The following is a 20,728-nucleotide window of genomic DNA, read 5'->3' as shown; positions in this document are numbered from 1 at the left end:
CCTAGCCTTCATCCAGCCGAGCGAGAAACGCTTTCGCCTGTGTCCGCAGTGCGCGTTGCGTGTCCGCGTCCATCCGGTCCCAATTGCGATACGGCATGGCGAGCCGCTGGTTTCTGCCGAGCTTGTCGCGATTTCGCGCGAGGAAGTCCCAATATAGCGCGTTGAACGGGCATGCCTTGGGGCCGGTGCGCGCCTTCACGTCATAGCGGCAATGCCCGCAATAATCGGACATGCGGTCGATATAGGCGCCCGACGACGCATAGGGTTTCGACCCCAGCAGCCCGCCATCGCCGAACTGGCTCATCCCCAGCGTGTTGGGCGCCTCGACCCATTCATAGGCATCGGCATAGACTTCGAGATACCAGCGCTGGACGTCGGCCGGATCTGCACCGATCAGCAGCGCAAAATTGCCTGTCACCATCAACCGCTGGATATGGTGCGCATAGGCGTTCTGCAGCGTCTGCCCGATCGCCTGCGCCATGCAGTGCATGTCGGTCTGACCGGTCCAATAGAAGCCGGGGAGCGGGCGCGTCGCGTTCAGGAAGTTGCGCGACGTATATTCCGGGCCCTCGCGCCAGTAGATCCCGCGCACATATTCGCGCCAGCCGATGATCTGCCGGATGAACCCCTCGGCGGCGTTGAGCGGGGTGTGGCCGGCGCGGTACGACGCTTCGACCCGACGGCACAGGTCGAGCGGATCGAGAAGCCCGCAATTGATGTAGGGCGACAAAATCGAGTGCCACAGGAACGGCACATCGGTCAGCATCGCGTCCTGATAATCGCCGAATTGCGGCAAGGCATAGCGCAGAAAATGCGCCCGCTGACGCTCGGCGTCCGCTGCCGTGACCGCGAAATCAAACCCGTCCAGCGTCCCGGGATGATCGGAGAAGCGATCGGCGACCAGCGCGAGCACCTCCTGCGTCAGGTCATCGGGCGCGAACGACAGTGGTTGCGGCATGGTGAGATCGCGCGCGGCGGGCTTGCGGTTTTCCTTGTCGAAATTCCACTGGCCGCCCTCCGGCTCGCCGCGTTCGGTGAGCAGCAGGCCGGTCTTGCGCCGAATCTCGCGGTAGAAGAATTCCATCCGCAACTGCTTCCGACCCTCGGCCCAGGCGTCGAATTCGGCATGGCTGGCGATGAAGCGGTCGTCTTCGCGGATCTCGACCGGGACGTCGAACTTGTCCGGCCACAGCTCCAGCGCATGGCGCACGCGCCACTCGCCCGCTTCGGTCGCGACAATGCGCGCGGGGCGGTGCCGTTCGACCGCGCGGGCGACCTCGCCGGTCAGGCTGCCACTGTTGTCGGGATCATCGAGGCGGACATACTCGACCTGCCACCCGGCGTCGCGCAACGCTTGGGCATGATGGCGCATCGCTGCGAACAGGAACGCGATCTTCTTCTTGTGATGGCGGACATAGGTCGCTTCCTCCTCGACCTCCATCATCAGGATCACGCCGCTTGCGGGGTCCGCATCGCGCAACGCCGACAGGCCGGGCGCAAGCTGGTCGCCCAAGACCGGTATCAGCGTGTCGATCCCCCGTTCCATTTCCGCAGCGCCTTTCCTACATCGCGCGCCATGACACCCAAGCATCTCGGCCAGACCAGCGCGCTTCCCGCTTCCCCGGAAGAAGCGGTGCTCGATTATGTTCCAAACCCGCGTCCGGGAAGCGATTATCTGGTGCGGTTTGCCGTGCCGGAGTTCACCTCGCTCTGCCCGATCACCGCCGCGCCGGATTTTGCGCATCTGGTGATCGATTATGTGCCGGGCGAGACGATCGTCGAATCCAAGTCGCTCAAGCTGTTTCTTGGCAGCTTTCGCAACCATGGCGCATTTCATGAAGATTGCACCGTCGGGATCGGGCAGCGACTGTTTGACGAGATGAAACCGAAATGGCTGCGTATCGGCGGATACTGGTATCCGCGCGGCGGGATTCCGATCGACGTGTTCTGGCAGTCGGGCGACGCACCGGCGGGCGTGTGGATTCCGGCGCAGGATGTGCCGGGCTATCGCGGACGCGGGTAATTTGAATGATTTAGCGATGTTGCAATGCAGCATCGATGCAACCATATTGTAACGATAACGTTTGGAGATCGCACGCCCAGTTTCGGGCTTAATCCATGTTGCTGTTGCGAAGGAATTCGGGATGACGCGAACGTCGCCGGTATCGGACCGAGTGGATCACATCGCGCTGATCGGCAATTTCCTGCCCCGCAAATGCGGGCTGGCCACCTTCACAACCGACAGTTTTCACGCGATGCGCAATCGCTTTCCAGACTTGCGGGTCGACGTCTACGCGATGGATGATCGTCCGGGCAGCTATGACTTCCCCAGCGCGGTGACCGCAACGATTCCGCAGGACGACCGTGCCGCTTATCTCGGTGCGGCGCGTGCCATCGATGCGTCTGGCGCGCAGGTGATTTGGGTCCAGCACGAATATGGCATTTATGGCGGTGCGGCCGGCGATCATCTGCTGGCGCTGCTCGACCGGAGCGGCCTGCCGGTGATCGCGACGCTGCACACCGTACTGGAGGCACCCAACCCCGACGAGCGCCGCGTGATGGAAGCGCTGTTGCGCCGTGCCGCGCGCGTGATCGTGATGGCGGAACAGGGGCGCGATATCCTGCGCCGCGCGCATGGCGTGGACCCGCGCAAGGTGGTGGTGATCCCGCATGGCGTCCCCGACCGGGACTATGTCGAACCGGACAGCATGAAGTCCCGGTTCGGCTGGGATGGGCGGCAGGTCATCCTGACCTTTGGCCTGCTCGCGCCGAGCAAGGGGATCGAAACGGTGATCGAGGCGCTGCCGGCCATCGTCGACCGGCACCCCGACGCGCTCTATGTCATCCTGGGCGCGACCCACCCCAATTTGATCGCGCATGAGGGCGAGGCCTATCGCGACCGGTTGCACGCGCTCGCGGCAAAGCTGGGGGTTGAGCGGCACATCGCATTCGTGAATGCCTTTGTCGAACAGGACGAGCTGCTCGACTATCTGCAGGCGGCGGACATCTACGCGACGCCCTATCCCAATCCGGCGCAGATCACGTCGGGGACATTGTCCTATGCGGTGGCGATGGGGAAGCCGGTTGTCTCCACCCCCTATGTCCACGCCACCGAAATTCTGGCGGACGATCACGGCGTGATGGTGCCGTTCGGTGACAGCGGCGCGTTTGCGCAAGAGATCGGCGCGCTGCTCGACGACGATGAAGCGCGTGCCGCCATGGCGCAGCGCGCCTATGCGCGAGGGCGGACGATGATCTGGCCGCGAATCGCAGAGGCGGTGACAGATCTGCTTGGGCTAGTGCGCGACACCCGACCGCCGCGCATCATTCCCGGACCTGCCCAACGCGACACGGTGCTGCCAACCGATTTTCGCGCGGTCGAGCGGATGAGCGACGCGACCGGCATGCTGCAGCATTCGATCTATGCCGTGCCCGACCGGCGTCATGGCTATTGCATCGATGACAATGCCCGTGCGCTGATCCTGATGCACCGCATTGATACCGTCGGCGACAGCGAGCGCGATCGCTGGACCAGCGTGTTCGCTGCATTCGTGCAGTTCGCCTGGAACCCGGATACGCGCCGGTTCCGCAACTTCATGCGGTTCGACCGCAGCTGGTGCGAGGACGAAGGGTCGGAGGATTCGAACGGGCGTGCCTTGTGGGCGCTCGGCGTGACTGCCGCCGAAGCGCGCGACTCGAAATATCGTGACTGGGGCCGGGTGCTGTTCGACCAGACCGCGTCAATCGCGTTCGAGTTCGGTAGCCCGCGTGCGCGCGCCTTTGCGATGCTGGGCGCGGCGGCGATGCTGGATGCGCACCCGGGACATGCTCTGTCGCGGACAGTGCTGGAACGATTCGGCGACGAGCTGGTCGCGCTGCTGGACGAAGCGCGGCGGCCCGAATGGGAATGGTTCGAAATTGTGCTCGCCTATGACAATGCCCGGCTGCCCGAGGCCCTGATCCGCGCGGGACATGCGCTCGACCGGCCGGACTTCGTCGCGTGCGGCTTGTCGACGTTGGACTGGATCGTGCGCCAGCAGACTTCGCCCGAGGGGCGGTTCCGCGCGATCGGGACCGAGAGTTTCGGGCGTCCCTATGCCGACCCGATGCCCTTCGATCAGCAGCCGCTGGAGGCGCAGGCAACGATCGATGCCTGCGCCGCTGCCTGTCACGCGACTGGCGAATCGCGCTGGATCGATGAGGCCCAGCGGGCCTATCGCTGGTATCTGGGCCAGAATGACCTCGACCTGCCGCTCGCCAGTACCGCCGATGGCGGATGTTTCGACGGGCTGACGCCGCACGGGCTGAACCGCAATCAGGGAGCTGAATCGATCCTTGCGCTTCAATTGGCCAATTGCGCGATGTCGTCTCTGTTGCAGCGCACGCAAAACATGGCAGTTAGGGCACAAGCCGTCGCCTAGGGAGACCGGACGGCACAGAGCAGTTCGGCCCCGGGGGACGCATGATCGATCTTTACCACCATCCCATGCGCTTGCGCGCCGATCCGTCGCGCGTCGTGGTCAGGCCGTTCCATATCGCCTGGCAGTCGGTGAACGGCGCCCCGTCGCGGATGGAGCGGCTGGTACGCGCGGTGCTCGACATGTCCCCGGGCGAGGCGCGGGGACAGCTCGACGCGGTGCTCAAGGATTTCGAGGCGCGCCACTGGCAGACGCGGCGCGTGTTCATGACCCGCTATGACGAGATCGAGGCGCAGATGGGTCTCGACGGCGCCAGCATCGGGGACGAGAAGCGCCAGCTGATCGGCGCCTATTTCTGTCACGAATACAGTTATGCCGCCGCAGCGCTGATGAACCCCAGCGCGGTGCCGCATTATGACCAAACGGGGATGCCCAAGAGGTCGCTTCGCATCCTGATGAGCCTGCGCGCGGTGGGGGAGGGGCATATCTCCTCCGTCGCGTTTCGCGAGGGGATCATCACCGACACCAACGACCTGACGCTCGCCCCCGAGCCGCCCTTTGCCACGGCGGCGGATACATTCGGGGATGAGGATGACGTGCCGGAGGGCGAGGTCACCGTGCATCGCCACCGCGATTCGACGCTGTCGGGGACGTTGCTGTTCCCGATCACCCGCGCCCAGTCCAACGGGCTGGAGGATATGCGCCTGACGCACTTCCGCCATGACGATGGCAGCGAGGAATGGCTGGGCACCTACACCGCCTATAACGGGTCGCAGATCCAGTCGGAGATGCTGCGCACCCGCGACTGGCGCGCGTTCGACCTGGTGCCGATGACCGGCACCGCCGCGCGCAACAAGGGCATGGGCCTGTTCCCGCGCAAGGTGAACGGCAAGTACATGATGATCGGGCGGCAGGACGGGGAGAATATCTTCCTGATCGAATCCGATCGCCTGACCCACTGGGACGAGGGGGTGAAGCTGATCACGCCCAAATTCCCGTGGGAGCTGGTGCAGATGGGCAATTGCGGCCCGCCGATCGAGCTGGACGAGGGCTGGCTGATGCTGACCCATGGCGTCGGCGCGATGCGCAAATATTCGATCGGCGCGGCGCTGCTCGACAAGGACGATCCGTCGAAGGTGATCGGACGCACCAGCGCGCCGATCCTGGCGGCGGCGAGCGAGGATCGCGAGGGTTATGTCCCGAATGTCGTCTATTCGTGCGGCGCGATCCGCCATGGGGAGTCGATCTTCATCCCCTATGGCGTCGCGGACAGCTCGGTCGCCTTTGCGTTCGTGTCGATCAAGTCGCTGCTGGCAGTGATGTAGGGGGCCGCGTCAACGCCCCTTGAACAACCCGCCGAGAATGCCGCGGACGATGCCGCCGACGACGCTGGCGCCGACACCGGATTTCTTGCCGAAGATCGCCTTGGACACTTCGCCCGCGACCGCGCGGCCGGCAGCAGAGGAGGCCGATTGGGTGGCGGACTTGACCGCACGGTTCCACGGGTTGTTCGCCGCCTCACGCTCGGCCTTGCGCCGGGCCTGTTCCTCCAACCGAGCCTGACGGTCGGCTTCGCGCTGTTCCGCGAGGCGCCGGCGTTCGGCTTCCTTGGCGGTGCGGGCGTCTTCCTTTGCCTGCGCCAGCGCCGCTTTTTCCGCTTCGTCGGCAGCCTTGGCCTCCGCAGCGGCGGCTGACGCTTCGCTGGCCTTGGCGGTGAGCAATTCTTCGGCGGATTCGCGATCGACCCGTGCATCGTATTTCGATCCGACCAGATCGGTGTCGATCAGGATCTTGCGCTCTTCAGGCGTCACCGGGCCCACCCGACCGCGCGGCGGCTTGATCAGCGTGCGCTGTACCGGGGAGGGCGCACCATCGGCCATCAGCACCGATACCAGCGCCTCGCCCACCTTCAGTTCGGTGATCGCGGTTTCGACATTGAGGTCGGGATTGGCGCGAAAGGTTTCCGCGGCCGCCTTGATCGCCTTTTGCTCGCGCGGGGTGAAGGCGCGCAGCGCGTGCTGGACGCGGTTGCCGAGCTGGCCCGCGACATCCTCGGGAATGTCGATCGGGTTCTGGGTGACGAAGTAAACGCCGACGCCCTTGGACCGGATCAGGCGGACGACCTGTTCGACCTTGTCGAGCAGCGCCTTGGGCGCTTCCTCGAACAGCAGATGCGCTTCGTCGAAGAAGAAGACGAGCCTGGGCTTGTCCGGGTCGCCGACTTCGGGGAGCGATTCGAACAGCTCAGACAACAGCCACAGGAGGAAGGTGGCGTAGAGCCGGGGCGAGGCCATCAGCTTGTCGGCGGCGAGGATGTTGACGACGCCATGGCCATTGTCGTCGGTCTTGATGAAATCCTGAATCGACAGCGCCGGTTCGCCGAAGAAATGCTCGCCCCCCTGGCTGCGCAGTTGGAGCAACTGGCGCTGAATCGCGCCGACGCTGGTCTTGGCGACATTGCCGTAGCGCGCACTCAGCTCATCGGCGCGTTCGCTGCACGCGGCGAGCATGGCCTGAAGGTCGTCCAGGTCGAGCAGCAACAGGCCGTCGTCGTCGGCGACGTGGAACGCGATCGTCAGCACGCCTTCCTGCGTTTCGTTCAGTCCCAACAGGCGGGCCAGCAGCAGCGGCCCCATCTCGGACACGGTGGTTCGCACCGGGTGGCCCTGCTCGGCGAACAGGTCCCAGAATTGCACCGGCGCGGCGGCATATTGCCAGTCGGTTTCGCCGATCTCGGCCGCGCGCTTGCTGAACGGCTCGTGGGTCTTGGCGGTCGGCGATCCGGGCATCGCCATGCCCGACAGGTCGCCTTTCACATCGGCGGCAAAGACCGGGACGCCCGCCCGGCTGAAGCTTTCGGCAAGGCCCTGCAACGTCACGGTCTTGCCGGTGCCGGTGGCGCCGGCGATCAGGCCATGACGATTGGCCCGCTTGAGCACGAGCGCCTGTCGCTCGCCGCCGCCTAATCCAATGAACAGATCGCTCTCACCCGACATGCTGCGCTCCCGATGATCAGAAGCGCAGCATTAGGGAGAATGTGGGCCGAGGCTAGCCCTATCAGCGGGCGAAATCGACCGACCGGAAGGTGCCAACGCCGCCGCGTGCCATGATGTAGAGGACGACGGATTCGGCACCCGAAGCCTTGGCCGCGTTGACCAAGCGGGCAAAGTCGGCCGGCGTCTCGATCGGCTGACGGTTGACCGACGTGATGACGAGGCCGCGCGTCAGCTGCTTCTGCGCAGCGTCGCTCGCCGGATCGACGCCGACGATCACCACGCCCTTGGTCGCCGGATCGACGCCGATGGTGCGCGCGATCTGCGGGGTGAGCGCGGTCACGCTGACGCCGAGCGACGCGGGACCCTGCGTTGCGTCATCGCCGCTCGGTGCGCCCTCGTCGGCATCGGGATCGAAGCCGCCCAGCTGTTCCTCCGGCGGACGCTTGCCGACGGTGACCTGGACCGTGACCGGCTTGCCGTCGCGGATCAGCTCGACCGCGATGCGTGTGCCGGGGCGGACATTGGCGGCAAGATAGGACAGCGTCTGGTCCGGGGTCACATCCTTGCCGTCGATCTTGACGATGACGTCGCCCTGCTTGATCCCCGCCTTGGCTGCGGCCTCACCCGGCTCGACGCGGCTGATCAGCTCGCCCTTGCCCTTCGGAACGCCGAACGACTTGGCCAGATCGTCGGTCAGCGGCTGGATGCCGACGCCGAGATAGCCGCGCTCGACGCTGCTGCCCTTCATCAACGTATCGATGATCGGCTTGGCCTCCGACGAGGGGATGGCGAAGCCGATGCCGACATTGCCGCCGGTCGGAGAAAGAATCTGCGAGTTGATGCCGATCACATTGCCGTTGAGGTCGAACAACGGACCGCCGGAATTGCCACGGTTGATCGAGGCGTCGGTCTGGATGAACCGGTCGAGCGGACCGCCCTGTCCGGTGGCGCGGTGCAGCGCGGAGATGATGCCGGCGGTCACCGACCCGCCGAGGCCGAACGGGTTGCCGATGGCAACCACCCAGTCACCCGCACGCGCGCGGTCCGAATCGCCGAACTTGACGAAGGGCAGGTTGGCCCCTTCGATCTTGAGCACGGCGAGGTCGGTCGCGGGATCGCGGCCGATCAGCTTGGCGGTATATTCGCGGCGATCCGCCAGCGTCACCTTGATCGATTCGACGACCGCGCCGCGCTGGCCCGCCGAAATCACGTGGTTGTTCGTGACGACATAGCCATCGGCCGAGATCAGAAAGCCCGAGCCGAGCGATTCTGCCTGGCGCGTGACCGGACGGCCACCGCCGCCCTGCTGCCCGCCGAACAGATCGCCGAACGGGGTGCCGGCAAACGGGTTGGTCTGCACCTGCACGCGTTGCGTCGTCGAGATGTTGACGACGGCGGGCTGGAGCTTGGCGACCATGTCGGCAAAGCTCATCGGCGCGCCGGCGCGGGGCGCTGCGGCCTGGATCGCGCCGGGTTCGTTCTGGGCGGTCTGCGCGCCGGCCGGGTTCTGCATCACCAGCGCGGCGCTCGCACCGCCGATCAGGAGCGCGGAAGTGATGGCATAGGCATAGCGCACGGGAGTGGTTCCTTTGGTCATCTGGCCCTTGGAGTTGCGGCCCATTCCGGGCGTAGGTTCGGTCATCGGTGTATTACTCGCCTCAAATAGCTGAACGGCGATTGAATATGAACGAACCGACAGCCGTTGGGGTCCGGATCGTTTCTGACACTTCGTGACCAGAGCCTATCGGCTCTGGCCCCGGAACTCGCGCAGATAATCATTGTCGGGCGACAGGATGATCGAGGTTTCGCCGGTCGCGTCCGAGCTGAGGAAGGTCGTCTTGTACGACTGCATCGCGCGCCAGAAATCGTAGAATTGCGGATCCTTGTTGAACGCGGCCGCATAGATCTGCGCGGCCTTTGCGTCGGCTTCTGCGCGGATCACGGTGGCATCCTTCTGCCCGTTGGCGCGGATGGTCGTTGCCTCCTGCTGACGGGCGGTGGCCATGCGGTTGAGGGCCGATTGCAGTGGGCTGCCTTCGGGGAGGTTGGCCTGCTTGATCCGCACGTCGACAATTTCGACGCCGTACTGGCTGGCATAGCGCTGAAGTCCGGCCTGGATATTGTCCATGACCGCGGTTCGCTCAGGGGTGAGCAGCGAGGCGAAGGTGCGCTTGCCAAGTTCGGCGCGCAGCGCCGACCCGAACAACGGCTGCAACTGGTCGGCGACGCGGCGTTCGGTTCCGGCGGTTACGACCATGCGCAGCGGATCCACGACGCGGAAGCGGGCAAAGGCATCGACTTCCAGCCGCAGCTGATCGGTCGACAGCACCGGCTGGTTCTCCAGCTCGATGTCGAGCACCCGCTTGTCGACCCACACCACGCGCTGGATGAACGGCACTTTGACCTTGATGCCGGCACCGGTGTTGCGCCCGAACTGTTCGCCCGGCTGGTATTTGTTGATCGTGCGGATCGGCTGTTCGAGCTGCAGGATCACCGCCTGCTTGGTCTCGTCCACCACGAACACCGTGTTGAGCAGGACGAACAGCAGCCCGAGAGCGAGCCCGCCGAACAGGATCGGGCGGTTGACGATGGCGTTCACTGTGCGCCTCCCTGCTGCTGGGCAGGTTGCGCCTGCTGACCTTGCTGAACCTGCGGCTGCACGGAATTGCCGCGTGCGGCGGGGAGCGGAAGATAGGGCGTCACGCCACGCGTCTCGATCACGGTCTTGTTCGACTTGGCCAGCACCGCCTCCATGGTTTCATAATAGATACGGCGACGGGTGACCTCGGGGGCAAGCTTGTACTGCTCGTAGATCTTGTCGAACTCGGTCGCGGCGCCCTGCGCGCGCGCCAGTGTCTGCTGGGCATAAGCACGCGCCTGGTTGCGATCGCCCTCGGCCGCCTGTTGCGCCGCGGTGACCTGCTTGAAGGCTTCGTCCACGGCTGCCGGGGCCGATGCGTTCTTGATCGAAACGCCGCGCACGCGGACGCCCGAATTATATTCGTCGAGAATCGCCTGCATCGTCTGCTGCACGCGCGCCTCGATCACGGTGCGGCCCGGGCCGATCGCGTCATTTAGCGTGACGCTTGCGACCGCGGCACGCATCGCGCTTTCCGCCGTCGCGCGCACGGTCATGGTCGGCTCGGCGATCTGGAAGACGAAGTCTTCCGGATTGGCGATGTCCCAGCGGACTGCGTAGGCGAGATCAACGATGTTCTGATCCTGGGTCAGCATCAGATTTTCGCCGCTACCCTGCGGGAAATCCTCGTTGGTGATCTTCTGGACGTTGACCTTTTCCACGGTCGCGATCGGGGCGGGCATGGTCATGCCGATGCCCGGCTCCATCGTGTAGGAATAGCGGCCGAGCAGTTTCACCACGCCGCGCTGTTCGGGGGTGATGACATGGACGCTGGTGAAGGCGATCCACGCAAGGACGAGCAGGCCGGTCGCGACCAGCACGATCGGACGGCTGGGCATTCCGGTGGGCAGTCCGCCGCGACCACCACCGCCGCCGCTTCCGCCGCCACCGCCCTTGCGCGCGCGCTTCAGGAAATCGTCGAGGCTGCTGACATTGGATTTGCCGCCGCGCTTGCCCTCGGGCGGAAACGCCCAGGGATTGCGTGGGCCGCCGCCATTGCCGCCGTCCGCGCCGCCCTTGTCGTCGCCTCCGCTCCCGCCACCCCAGGGGCCCTTGTTCTCATTCCACAGCGCGCCGCCCATTCCGGCAACGCGTGCGATCCAACCATTCAGTCTCGCCATATCAGCCTTTATAGGGACCGCGCGGCGGATTTACAGTGGCACCGATCGAAAGCCGTCCTATGTCGCGCGGCATGACCGATCAGACCGAGCTCCAGGCCATCCTCGCCCCCATCGCGGCCGGGCGTGCCACCGTGCGGGTGGAGGGTGCCCGCGCCAGCATCATCCTCGACGTGACCGGCCTGCCCGAAGCGGCGCAGGATGCGCTGGAGGCCGATCTGCGCGCGGCCGCCAGCGTGCCGGGGATCGATGAGGTGCGAATCGCACGGACGGCCCAGCGGGTCGCGCGTCGCCTGATCGCTGTTGCGAGCGGCAAGGGCGGGGTGGGGAAATCCACCGTATCCGCCAATCTCGCCATCGCGCTGGCGCGGGCGGGGCGCAGGGTCGGGCTGGTCGATGCCGATATCTATGGCCCGTCGCAGCCCAAGCTGATGGGCGTCGAGGGACGCAAACCGGTCGCGCACGACAAGAAGCTGGTCCCGCTTGCGACCGCGTTCGGGGTGCCGATGCTGTCGATGGGCGGGCTGGTCGAGGAGGGGCAGGCGATCGCCTGGCGCGGGCCGATGGCGGCGGGCGCGCTGACCCAGCTGGTCGATGCGAACTGGGGCGCGGCGGACACGCTCGTCCTCGACCTGCCACCCGGCACGGGCGACGTGCAGCTGACGATGATCCAGAAGCACCGCCCGACCGGCGCGGTGATCGTCTCGACGCCGCAGGATCTGGCGCTGATCGACGCGACGCGGGCGATCGACCTGTTCGCCAAGGCGGGCGTTCCGGTGATCGGGATCGTCGAGAACATGGCGGGCTATGCCTGCCCGCATTGCGGCGAGGTGTCGGACCCGTTCGGGCGCGGCGGCGCCGAGGCTGCGGCTGAGCGGCTGGGCGTGCCCTTCCTGGGGCGCATCCCGCTCGACATCGCGATCCGCACGGCGTCCGATGCCGGCGCTCCCCCGGCGGCGGGGAACGGGGTCGAGGGCGCGGCGTTTGCTGAAGTGGCCGGGAAGGTGTTTGCCTGGCTGGAAACACAGAAAGGCTGACCCATGCCCCTCGCCCAGGACGCGGAGATCAAGGCGCTGCTCGAAGGGGCGCGGACGATTGCGCTGGTCGGGGCGAGCGACCGGCCGGATCGGCCGAGCTATCGGGTGATGGCGATGCTGCAGGAGCATGGCTATCGTGTCATCCCGGTTAATCCGCAGATCACCGGCGAGCATCTGCACGGCGAGTTCGTATTCCGCGAGCTGGCGCAGATCGGGGAGCCGATCGACATCGTCGATATCTTCCGGCGGCCGATTGCGGCTGGCGAGGCGGTGGATGAGGCGATTGCAGTTGGGGCCAAGGCGGTGTGGATGCAGCTTGGCGTCATCAAGGAAGACGCCGCCGCGCGGGCCGAGGCGGCGGGGTTGACGGTGGTGATGGACCGCTGCCCCGCGATCGAGATTCCGCGGCTAGGCGTATCCAAGATCGCGCAGGGTGGCGACTAGTCGCTCGACGTCGCGTTGGTCGTGGTAGAGGCCGAAGCCGATCCGCAGCACGTCGCCGCGGACGTCGGTGATGATGTCCTGATCCATCAGCGCCGCTTTCCACGCTGGAGCGTGCGGTGAACGCAGCGCGAGGAACCGTGCGCGCGGATCGCTGCCGGGGTTGAGCAATTCTGCGTCGGCGAGCGCTGTTCCTGGCAGGGCGGCGAGTAGCTGATCTCGCAGCGGCGTGACGTGCGCGTTGATCGCGGCTGTGGTCAGCCCTTCCTCGGCCAGCATGTCGCGGATGGCGACGAAGCGGTAGATACCACTGGGGTCGAAGGTCGATCCCATGAAACGCATTGCATCGGCGGCATAGCCGATCTGGCCGGGCGGCGGGGCTTCGAGATTGGCGAACTCGGCGTACCAGCCTGTGATTTCGGGGCGCGGCCCGAAGCCGGGCGGACAATGGAGAAAGGCGACGCCTTCGCCCGCCATGGCATATTTGTACCCGCCGGCGGTGTAGAAGATGCGGTCGGCGACCGCTGACAGGTCGGTCTCCATCGCCATGAATCCATGATAGCCGTCGACTACCACCCATGGACCGTCGGGTCGGGCGAGTGTGGCGAGGTCGGCGATGGCCCCGAACACCGCGCCCGTTTCGAACATCACCTGGCTGACGAAGATCAGGTCGTGATTGCCGCCACGCGCCGCAGCGAGGAAGCGGGCGTCGAAATCGGCGGCCCGCGCCACCGTGTCGAGCGTGATGCGGCCGCTTTCGATCCAGCGCTGGGCCTGGCGGCGGAAGCTGTGAAACTCGCCATCGCTGGCGAGGATGCGCAGGGGGCGTTCGCTGCGGGCGGAGACGATGCGCAGGATCAGGTCGTGGGTGTTGCCGGCGAAGGTCACCGACGACGGGTCGGGCAGCGCCAGTTCGGCGGCTACATGGGCTTGGGCTGCGGGCCAGATCTTACCCATCACCCGGTCCCATTTGCGGTCGGCGAGCCGGGCGGCGTCCTGCCATGCCGCCTGATGGCCGACGAACGACGCATCGGGCCAAAGGTGATGGCTGTGCGCGGCGAAGTGAAGCCGGTCCGGGGCTGCGGCGAGCGAGCGCTGGAAGAGATGCTTGTAGCTGGTCATTTTCTTGCCTTTGCAAGGGCGGCACCGGCCCGCTCCCCCACCTGGCCACCCATATCATGCTACCGCTGGGTGGCCGGGTGGGGGAGCGGGCCGGTGCCGAAACACATCAAAGAAGCGTCCGCAGCGTCCAGAGTTCAGGAAAGGCGCGCTTGGTCAGCGTGGACTGAAGGTAGGACGCGCCGGGGGTGCCGCCGGTGCCGGGCTTCATGCCGATGACACGGGTGACAGTCAGCACATGCTTGTGCCGCCAGGTCGCCAGCGCGTCGTCGATATCGACCAGCTTTTCGGCGAGCTGGTAGAGCTCCCAATGCGTGCCCGGCTCGCGATAGACCTTGGCCCAAGCGGCCTCGACCTGTGGGTTGGCCTCATAAGGCTTGGCCCAGTCGCGGTTCAGCGCGGCTTCGGGCAGGTCGAACCCGGCGCGGGCGAGCGCGGCATTGGCCTCGTCCCACAGGCTGGGTGCGCTGCCGTAACGCTCGGTCAGCGGCCCCGGCACGCCGCCACCGCGCAGTCCCAGCATGGTTTCGACCGCGCGGAACTGGTCCGACTGGAACCCGCTGCTCGACCCCAATACGTCGCGGAAGCGGGTATAATCGCTCGGCGTCATCGTGGTCAGGATTTCCCACGAGAGCGTCATCACCGCCTGGATCCGGCTGACCCGCGCCAGGCCCTTATACGCCTCGACCAGCCGATCGCTGCGAACCAGGTCGAGCGCGACCTCCAGCTCGGCGATCATCTGCTTGAGCCACAGTTCCTTGGTCTGGTGGATGACGATGAACAGCAGCTCGTCATGCTCGTCCGAAATCGGATGTTGCGCGGTCAGCAGCTGGTCGAGCGCGAGGTAGCGCCCATAGGTCATCGGATCGCTCATGCCGGTGTCCCTGCGGCGAAACTGACGACAATGCTGACAAAAAATGCGTGTGTAGGGGCGGTGTCAGCCGGGGCGGGGGCGGGGGTTGGTTGCATGGGAAACGACTACCCCAGGCGAGGGTCTGTAGGAAATGGCTTTTGAAATCGCGCGTCGGAAAGCGTCAGGTGAGCCGGGTTGACCTGACCGCCTCAAACGCGAAGATCGCGCGATGCGGATCATCGGTGGCAAGGACTATTATGACGCAGGCGCGGCCTGGGGACAGGATGACTCGGTCACCTTCATGCGCAACGGCACGCGCGGGCTGGCCAGTGCCGAGATCCACGGAGCGCTGCGCGTGCCGCTCAGATCGTGCGCGGGCGGGCTGGTCCCCGCAGAACCGGACACGGCGGCGGCGCGCCAGCGGGCGCTGACCCGATATCGTCCGCTCAGCGATGTCGAGATCGACGGCGCGCGGCATGTCCAGGACGCGGCGCGGGTACTGTTCTGTGGTGTGCTATACCACGGTATCCGGCTGGCGCGCGGCCGCCCCACCGAGGATGCGCGCTGGTTCTGGACATATGACGCGATCATCGCGTTTGCGCACAAGCACGGTTTGGCGCTTCACCAAGGCGAGGAGTCCGAGCGCGAGCGACGCGAGACGAGCAATATCCGGCGCCAGACCATCAATTATCCCGACCGCATGATTCCGCTGAGCCAATGGTTCGATCCGGAGCCGCTGACGGGCACCGTGCGCGAGGCGGTGGTGGCGGCCGGTATCACGATCGCCAGTCAAAATCCCGATACGCCCTATATCCCCGGCCCGGAACAGGAGCATCTGGACTGGGCGGTCGATCAGCCGTCGCTTTCAGCAATGGATTTTGCAAAGGCGATCGACCCGTTCACTGCCCATCAGGAGATCGCGATGTGGGTCGGCGGCGTGCTGCCCGCCGCTGGTCCGAAGACGGTCGAGATCGGCGATGATCGGGTGAAGATCGCCAAGCATGGCTTTCACCACCCGACCTCGTTCCGACGCGGAAAGGGGGAATAGGCGTCAGTCGCGCAGCAGCTCATTGATCCCGGTCTTGCTGCGGGTCTGGGCGTCGACCGTCTTGACGATCACCGCGCAATAGAGGCCGGGGCCGCCGTCCGTGCCGGGCAGGGTGCCGGGGACGACGACCGCATAGGGCGGCACTTCGCCGCGATAGATGTGGCCGGTGGCGCGGTCGACGATCTTGGTGCTCGCGCCCAAATAGACGCCCATCGAGAGGACCGCGCCTTCGCCGACGCGGACGCCCTCTGCCACTTCGGCGCGGGCGCCGATGAACGCGCCGTCGCCGATGATCACCGGATCGGCCTGAAGCGGTTCGAGCACGCCGCCGATGCCGACGCCGCCCGAGAGGTGGACGTTCTTGCCGATCTGCGCGCAGCTGCCGACCGTGGCCCACGTGTCGACCATCGTGCCTTCACCGACATAGGCTCCGATGTTCACGAAGCTGGGCATCAGCACGACGTTGCGGCCGATATGCGCGCCGTGGCGCACGACGCTGCCCGGCACCTGGCGGAAGCCCGCGGCACGAAAGGCCGCATCGTCCCAGCCCGCGGTCTTGAGCGGGACCTTGTCGAAGCCGCCATGGCCGACGGCATTGTCGTTGAGGCGGAAGGAGAGGAGCACGGCTTTCTTGAGCCACTGATTGACCTGCCAGCCGCCGTCCACCGGCTCGGCGACGCGTGCGGCACCGCTGTCGAGAAGGCTCAGCGCCTCGGCCACTGCCTCACGCACCGCGCCGGTCGTGGCGAGCGAGATGTTGGCGCGGTCTTCCCAGGCGGCGTCGATCGTGGCGGCGAGGTCGGTCATGGATGCTCCTGAATGGTTTCGAGCCAGTGGCAAATGTCGTGGGTGATATGGTCGATGAAGCTGCGATCAGCATCGGGGGCCTGTTCCGAACCATTGTCGACCCAGACGGTGGTCATGCCGATCGCCTTGGCCGGGGCGAGGTTGCGCGCCATGTCCTCGACGAACAGCGCGCGCTTCGGGTCGATGCGATACGCCTCGCACACGCTGGCATAGGCGTGCGGGTGCGGCTTGGGGTGGTAGCTGCTGGCGTGGACGTCGTGGATCGCCTCGAAATGTTCACGGACGCCGAGCCGGTCGAGCACCTTCTCGGCATAAGGCGCGTCGGCGTTGGTGAAGACCAGCTTGCGCCCCGGCAGTTTGGCAATCGCGGCGGCGAGCGGGGCGTTGTGTTCGAGGATGTCGATTTCGATGTCGTGGACGTCGGCGAGATATTCGTACGGGTCGACGCCGTGATCGGCCATCAGCCCGGCGAGCGTGGTGCCGTGGCTGATGAAATAGTCCTTTTGCAACCGATGCGCGGCGTCGGGATCGAGGTCCAGCAGTCGCGCGACATAGGCACCGATGCGCTGGTTCATCTGTGCGAACAGGTCGGTGCTGCCCGGATAGAGCGTGTTGTCGAGGTCGAACAACCAGGCGTCGATATGGGCGAGGTCGGGGCGCATGGCGGGGCGTTTAGGGGGGAAGGGGGCGGAGGGGAAGGATAGGAATGATTGGACGGCGCAAATCCCTTTCCGCCTGCGGCCCACGTCCGTTTGCCCTCAGCTTGTCGAAGGGAGGCGCGACACATTTGTTTGAGATCGTGTTTCGACAAGCTCAGCACAAACGGATGTTGGTGCGCCCCAACTCCATCTTGAGTAGCAAAACGCAACTGGCCTTCCCATCTTCCGGCTATGACAGCCTATTCCCTGCTCGACCTCGTCCCGATCCTACAGGGCGGGACCGCCAGCCAGTCCTTTGCCAATGCCGCCGATCTGGCGCGGCATGCCGAGGCCGAAGGGTTTTCGCGTTACTGGGTGGCGGAGCATCACGGCATGGCGGGAATCGCCAGCGCGGCGACGGCGGTGGTCATCGCGCATGTCGGTGCGGCGACATCGACCATTCGCATCGGCGCGGGCGGGATCATGTTGCCCAACCATGCGCCACTGGTGATTGCCGAGCAGTTCGGCACGCTCGACGCACTGTTTCCGGGGCGGATCGACCTGGGGCTGGGGCGTGCGCCGGGGAGCGACATGACCGTCGCGCGGGCGCTCCGGCGGACGCTGGAGAGCAGCCCGGACGGATTCCCGCGCGATGTGATGGAGCTGCAAAGCTATTTCGCCGATGATGGGCAGACCGGTATCCGCGCGGTGCCGGGGGGCGGTGCCAAGCCGGAGCTGTGGATCCTCGGATCGAGCCTGTACGGTGCGCAGCTGGCTGCTGCATTGGGGCTGCCCTATGCGTTCGCGTCGCACTTCGCGCCGGGGGCGCTGGACGAAGCGATGGACGTGTATCGTCGCCAGTTCCGCCCCTCGGCCGTGCTCGACAAACCCTACGCCATGGCGGGGTTCAACGTGTTTGCGGCGGATGACGATGCCGAGGCGGAACTGCTCGCCAGCTCGATGCAGCAGGCGTTCGTTGCCTTGCGCACGACTGGGACGGGCGTGCCGCTTCCACCGCCCGTGCCGGGCTATCGCGACAGTCTGCCGCTCCAGGCGCGTGCGATGCTCGACCATGTTCTGGAGTGCACCGCGATCGGCGGGCCGGACGCGATCCGGGCGGGGTTGAAGGGCTTTATCGCGCGGACCGGCGTGGATGAGGTGATGCTGACCAGTTCGATCTTCGACCCCGCGGCACGCCGGAAGAGCGTGTCGATTGCCGCCGCCGCGATGCGCCACCTCGCCGCCTGAATCCCGCCTGAATTGATGGTCAGGACGGCGATCGACAGGGGCCGGAACAGGAGACTGACGATGACCGCGTCAACCCCTTCCGCGCGTCCCGGCGTCCGGTGCCATCTCGGCATCCACCGCCCGCGCCGCCGCGACCGCCCCGGCCGGGGCGAGTTCGAGACCCAGTGCCGCGATTGCGGATGCGATCTGGTGCTGAGTCCCGTGACGGGGCGGTGGCGGTTCGTTGGGGTGATGGGTTAGGCGGTCGCCGCCGGCAGCCGCAGGCGAACCATCAGCCCACCGAGATCTTCGCTTTCCTCCAGCGTGACGGTGCCGTCGTAAATCTCCGCGACGTCGCGGACGATGGCGAGGCCGAGACCGGTGCCGGGCTTGCCGGTGTCGAGCCGCACGCCGCGGTCGAAGATGCGGATACGGTCGGCTTCCGGAATGCCGGTGCCGTCGTCCTCGACCAGGATTTCGACGAAGCCCGCCTCAATCCGCACGGTCACGAACACGCTGCCCCCGCCATATTTGGCGGCGTTTTCGACCAGATTGCCCATGATCTCGTCGAGGTCCTGACGCTCGATATGCGCGATCAGATCCTTGGAGCCGTCGGTGTCGATGCGGACATGGGGGTAGAGGCGGGCAACCGCGCGCTCGACCGATTCGACGCTGGGCCAGACGGGTGCGCGGCTGTGCGCGCTGCCGCGCCGACCGACCGCGCGGGCGCGGGCGAGGTGGTGGTCGACCTGTCGGCGCATCGTCCGCGCCTCCCGCACCACGGTGGCGGGCAGGTCGTCGGCCTCTGCGGTCGCGGCGTTCATGATGACGGTGAGCGGCGTCTTGAGCGCATGGGCGAGATTGCCGGCGTGACGCCGTGCTTCCTCGGCCTGGCGGTCGTTATGCGCGACGAGGCCGTTGAGCTCCTCCACCAAAGGCGCGACTTCGGCGGGCATTGCGCCGTCGATCCGCGGGGTTTCGCCGGTCCGCAATTTCTGGATGGCGATGCGCAGCTTGCGCAGCGGGAGCAGGCCGTACCAGGTCTGCAGCGCGGCCATCGCGATCAGGCCGGCGGCGAGCAGCACGAAGCTGCGCACCAGTGTCTTGCGCAGCGCCTCGATCTGCGCGTCGAGCACATCGCGCGTCTGGGCGACCTGAAACCGCCAGCGCACGGGCGATCCGGGCAGACGCACGTCGCGTTCGACGACGCGCAGCCGCTGGTCGAGCTGCTCTGAATTATAGGTGTGCAGTTCGAGATCGTTGTGCGTCATCCCCGTGTCGAGACGGCGATCCCATAGCGAGCGCGACGGAAACGGCTCGTGCCCCGGGCCGGACACCTGCCAGTAGAGGCCTGAATAGGGTTCGAGAAAGCGCTGGTCCGAAAGCTGACGGTTGAACGCGACATTGCCGTCGGGATCGAGCTCGGCCGAGACGATCAGCGAGGTCAGGATATATTCCAGCCCCTCGTCGAAATTGCGCGTGACCGCGCTGGTCAGCACGCGATCCAGCGCAAAGCCGCCACCCGCGAGCAGCAGCGTGATCCACGCCGCCGCGATCAGGATCATGCGGCGGCTGAGCGATCCGGTGCTGGGCGTGTAGCTGCGCGGGGCGGGGTCGCCCGGACGCGTTTCCACCGGCGCCGCCACGTCCCCGGCCGGCGTGCGATGCACGAACGGGAGGGAGCGCGACAGCGTCAGGCCAAACGGGAGCTCAGGCACCGGCCTCCGCCGGTTCCTCAAGGCTGTAGCCAAGGCCACGGATCGTGGTGATGACGTCCGCGCCCAATTTCTTGCGGATGCGGGTCACGAACACCTCGATCGTGTTCGAATCGCGGTCGAAATCCTGGTCGTAGATATGTTCGATCAGTTCGGTACGGCTGACGACCTTGCCCTTGTGATGGAGCAGATAGGACAGGAGCTTGTATTCCTGCGCGGTCAGCTTCACCGGCTCGCCGGCCTTGGTCACCTTGCCGCTGCGCGTGTCGAGGCGGATGTCGCCCGCGATCAGTTCGGCACTGGCATTGCCCGATGCGCGGCGGATCAGTGCGCGCAGGCGGGCGATCAGCTCTTCGGACTGAAAGGGCTTGGCAACATAGTCGTCGGCGCCCGCGTCAAGTCCGGCGACCTTGTCCGACCAGCTGTCGCGCGCGGTGAGCACGAGCACCGGGGTGGTCTTGCCCTCCTTGCGCCAGCGGTCGAGCACGGTCAGGCCGTCGATCTCGGGCAGGCCGAGGTCGAGGACGATCGCGTCATAAGCTTCGGTCGAGCCGAGGAAATGGCCTTCCTCGCCATCGCTCGCGGTGTCGACCGCATAGCCCGCGCCCTCGAGCGTGGACTGAAGCTGGTTGCGGAGATTGGGTTCGTCCTCGACGATCAGAACGCGCATCGG

General features: G+C 66.0%; 19 protein-coding genes. 8 read left to right on the top strand and 11 right to left on the bottom strand.

Annotated elements, in window-relative coordinates; all coding sequences use genetic code 11:
- Position 1: 1 nt before the first annotated feature.
- The gene (locus ACO05N_RS01475) at positions 2–1,546 is read right to left on the bottom strand and encodes a cryptochrome/photolyase family protein (RefSeq protein ID WP_422055434.1); all 1,545 of its coding nucleotides are present in this window, start codon (positions 1,544–1,546) and stop codon (positions 2–4) included.
- Positions 1,547–1,576: 30 nt separating this feature from the next.
- Here ACO05N_RS01475 and queF point away from each other — a divergent pair, with 30 nt between their 5' ends.
- The 3 genes from queF (at position 1,577) to ACO05N_RS01460 (ending at position 5,743) form a co-directional block, all read left to right on the top strand.
- Positions 1,577–2,023, top strand: a complete 447-nt coding sequence (gene queF, locus ACO05N_RS01470; protein ID WP_422055433.1) for a preQ(1) synthase — start codon at positions 1,577–1,579, stop codon at positions 2,021–2,023.
- A 121-nt stretch (positions 2,024–2,144) separates the two neighbouring features.
- Positions 2,145–4,421 (top strand): glycosyltransferase, encoded by a 2,277-nt coding sequence (locus ACO05N_RS01465; RefSeq protein WP_422055432.1) that lies wholly within the window; start codon positions 2,145–2,147, stop codon positions 4,419–4,421.
- Between the two features lie 41 nt (positions 4,422–4,462).
- Positions 4,463–5,743 carry a glycoside hydrolase family 130 protein gene (locus ACO05N_RS01460; RefSeq protein ID WP_422055431.1) on the top strand — a complete coding sequence of 427 codons (1,281 nt, stop codon included), beginning with the start codon at positions 4,463–4,465 and terminating at the stop codon, positions 5,741–5,743.
- Between the two features lie 9 nt (positions 5,744–5,752).
- On the opposite strand, the gene ACO05N_RS01455 is transcribed toward ACO05N_RS01460, so the two are convergent.
- The 4 genes from ACO05N_RS01455 to hflK all read right to left on the bottom strand — a co-directional run bounded on the left by ACO05N_RS01455 (position 5,753) and on the right by hflK (position 11,173).
- Entirely contained in the window at positions 5,753–7,414 is a 1,662-nt protein-coding gene (locus tag ACO05N_RS01455; protein WP_422055430.1) for a helicase HerA-like domain-containing protein, read from the bottom strand.
- Positions 7,415–7,475: 61 nt separating this feature from the next.
- Entirely contained in the window at positions 7,476–8,990 is a 1,515-nt protein-coding gene (locus ACO05N_RS01450) for a Do family serine endopeptidase (RefSeq protein ID WP_422058680.1), read from the bottom strand.
- 165 nt (positions 8,991–9,155) lie between these two features.
- Positions 9,156–10,013: a protease modulator HflC gene (gene hflC / locus ACO05N_RS01445; RefSeq protein ID WP_422055429.1), complete on the bottom strand. Its 858-nt coding sequence runs from the start codon at positions 10,011–10,013 to the stop codon at positions 9,156–9,158.
- A complete protein-coding gene (gene hflK / locus ACO05N_RS01440; RefSeq protein WP_422055428.1) occupies positions 10,010–11,173 on the bottom strand; it encodes a protease modulator HflK in 1,164 nt (387 codons plus the stop codon). The genes hflC and hflK overlap by 4 nt, the downstream gene beginning before the upstream one ends.
- 71 nt (positions 11,174–11,244) lie before the next feature.
- Here hflK and ACO05N_RS01435 point away from each other — a divergent pair, with 71 nt between their 5' ends.
- Together ACO05N_RS01435 and ACO05N_RS01430 are read left to right on the top strand one after the other, a co-directional pair.
- Entirely contained in the window at positions 11,245–12,207 is a 963-nt protein-coding gene (locus ACO05N_RS01435; RefSeq protein WP_422055427.1) for a P-loop NTPase, read from the top strand.
- 3 nt (positions 12,208–12,210) lie between these two features.
- Complete coding sequence (locus tag ACO05N_RS01430; protein ID WP_422055426.1) at positions 12,211–12,651, top strand: CoA-binding protein; 441 nt, start codon at positions 12,211–12,213, stop codon at positions 12,649–12,651.
- On the opposite strand, the gene ACO05N_RS01425 is transcribed toward ACO05N_RS01430, so the two are convergent.
- Positions 12,616–13,770, bottom strand: a complete 1,155-nt coding sequence (locus ACO05N_RS01425; RefSeq protein ID WP_422055425.1) for an aminotransferase class V-fold PLP-dependent enzyme — start codon at positions 13,768–13,770, stop codon at positions 12,616–12,618. The genes ACO05N_RS01430 and ACO05N_RS01425 overlap by 36 nt on opposite strands.
- 106 nt (positions 13,771–13,876) lie before the next feature.
- Complete coding sequence (locus tag ACO05N_RS01420; protein WP_422055424.1) at positions 13,877–14,641, bottom strand: tryptophan 2,3-dioxygenase; 765 nt, start codon at positions 14,639–14,641, stop codon at positions 13,877–13,879.
- A 208-nt stretch (positions 14,642–14,849) separates the two neighbouring features.
- On the opposite strand from ACO05N_RS01420, the gene ACO05N_RS01415 reads away from it, so the two are divergent.
- On the top strand, positions 14,850–15,668 hold the full coding sequence (locus tag ACO05N_RS01415) for a hypothetical protein (protein ID WP_422055423.1): 819 nt from the start codon (positions 14,850–14,852) through the stop codon (positions 15,666–15,668).
- Positions 15,669–15,671: 3 nt separating this feature from the next.
- On the opposite strand, the gene dapD is transcribed toward ACO05N_RS01415, so the two are convergent.
- Both dapD and ACO05N_RS01405 read right to left on the bottom strand, forming a co-directional pair.
- Positions 15,672–16,475: a 2,3,4,5-tetrahydropyridine-2,6-dicarboxylate N-succinyltransferase gene (gene dapD / locus ACO05N_RS01410; protein WP_422055422.1), complete on the bottom strand. Its 804-nt coding sequence runs from the start codon at positions 16,473–16,475 to the stop codon at positions 15,672–15,674.
- Positions 16,472–17,137, bottom strand: a complete 666-nt coding sequence (locus ACO05N_RS01405; RefSeq protein ID WP_422055421.1) for a pyrimidine 5'-nucleotidase — start codon at positions 17,135–17,137, stop codon at positions 16,472–16,474. Before ACO05N_RS01405 ends, dapD begins: the two co-directional genes overlap by 4 nt.
- A 228-nt stretch (positions 17,138–17,365) precedes the next feature.
- Between ACO05N_RS01405 and ACO05N_RS01400 the strand changes: the two genes are divergently transcribed.
- Both ACO05N_RS01400 and ACO05N_RS01395 read left to right on the top strand, forming a co-directional pair.
- Positions 17,366–18,361 (top strand): LLM class flavin-dependent oxidoreductase, encoded by a 996-nt coding sequence (locus ACO05N_RS01400; RefSeq protein ID WP_422055420.1) that lies wholly within the window; start codon positions 17,366–17,368, stop codon positions 18,359–18,361.
- A gap of 60 nt (positions 18,362–18,421) precedes the next feature.
- The gene (locus tag ACO05N_RS01395; protein ID WP_422055419.1) at positions 18,422–18,601 is read left to right on the top strand and encodes a hypothetical protein; all 180 of its coding nucleotides are present in this window, start codon (positions 18,422–18,424) and stop codon (positions 18,599–18,601) included.
- On the opposite strand, the gene ACO05N_RS01390 is transcribed toward ACO05N_RS01395, so the two are convergent.
- Entirely contained in the window at positions 18,598–19,974 is a 1,377-nt protein-coding gene (locus ACO05N_RS01390; protein ID WP_422058679.1) for an ATP-binding protein, read from the bottom strand. The two genes, ACO05N_RS01395 and ACO05N_RS01390, sit on opposite strands and share 4 nt — an antisense overlap.
- Before the next feature lie 76 nt (positions 19,975–20,050).
- Positions 20,051–20,725, bottom strand: coding sequence for a response regulator transcription factor (locus ACO05N_RS01385; RefSeq protein WP_422055418.1), 675 nt, complete (start codon positions 20,723–20,725; stop codon positions 20,051–20,053).
- Positions 20,726–20,728: the final 3 nt, after the last annotated feature.

It is taken from the genome of Sphingomonas sp. (genome assembly GCF_965227385.1).
Classification (GTDB): Bacteria; Pseudomonadota; Alphaproteobacteria; order Sphingomonadales; family Sphingomonadaceae; genus Sphingomonas.
Note: the sequence above shows the minus strand (reverse complement) of the source record. Positions and strands in the feature narration are given on the sequence as shown.